The organism is Pseudoalteromonas sp. HM-SA03, assembly GCF_002289345.1.
Taxonomy (GTDB): Bacteria; Pseudomonadota; Gammaproteobacteria; order Enterobacterales; family Alteromonadaceae; genus Pseudoalteromonas.
Map to the genome: position 1 here is coordinate 1 of NZ_NSDG01000013.1, position 1,167 is coordinate 1,167.

The window sequence follows — 1,167 nt, forward strand, 5'->3', positions numbered from 1 at the left end:
TTTGGGTTGTATGGTTAAGTGACTAAGCGTACACGGTGGATGCCTTGGCAGTTGGAGGCGATGAAGGACGTACTAACTTGCGATAAGCCTAGTCAAGCCAGTAAGAGGCGCTTGAGACTAGGATTTCCGAATGGGGAAACCCACCTGCTTGCAGGTATCGTTAACTGAATACATAGGTTAACGAGGCGAACGCGGAGAACTGAAACATCTAAGTACCCGTAGGAAAAGAAATCAACCGAGATTCCGAAAGTAGCGGCGAGCGAAATCGGAGCAGCCCTTAAGCTTTAGTGTAGTTAGTGGAAGATGCTGGAAAGCATGACGAAACAGGGTGATAGTCCCGTACACAAAAACTTATCTAAAGTGAAATCGAGTAGGTCGGAGCACGTGAAACTTTGACTGAATATGGGGGGACCATCCTCCAAGGCTAAATACTCCCAACTGACCGATAGTGAACCAGTACCGTGAGGGAAAGGCGAAAAGAACCCCTGTGAGGGGAGTGAAATAGAACCTGAAACCGTGTACGTACAAGCAGTAGGAGCCNTACTTGTTGGGTGACTGCGTACCTTTTGTATAATGGGTCAGCGACTTATATTCTGTAGCGAGGTTAACCATTTAGGGGNAGCCGTAGCGAAAGCGAGTCTTAACTGGGCGCTTAAGTTGCAGGGTATAGACCCGAAACCCGGTGATCTAGCCATGGGCAGGTTGAAGGTTGAGTAACATCAACTGGAGGACCGAACCCACTAACGTTGAAAAGTTAGGGGATGACCTGTGGCTAGGAGTGAAAGGCTAATCAAACCGGGAGATAGCTGGTTCTCCCCGAAATCTATTTAGGTAGAGCCTCGGACGAATACTTACGGGGGTAGAGCACTGTTAAGGCTAGGGGGTCATCCCGACTTACCAACCCTTTGCAAACTCCGAATACCGTAAAGTAATATCCGGGAGACACACGGCGGGTGCTAACGTCCGTCGTGGAGAGGGAAACAACCCAGACCGTCAGCTAAGGTCCCAAAGTGTATGTTAAGTGGGAAACGATGTGGGAAGGCTAAAACAGCTAGGAGGTTGGCTTAGAAGCAGCCACCCTTTAAAGAAAGCGTAATAGCTCACTAGTCGAGTCGGCCTGCGCGGAAGATGTAACGGGGCTAAACATACCACCGAAGCTACGGCTGC

1 rRNA gene is annotated in these 1,167 nt (G+C 49.5%); it reads left to right on the forward strand.

What is annotated here, in order from left to right:
- Positions 1-12 precede the first annotated feature (12 nt).
- Positions 13-1,167, forward strand: a 23S ribosomal RNA gene (locus CKO50_RS01980); the annotation flags it as partial.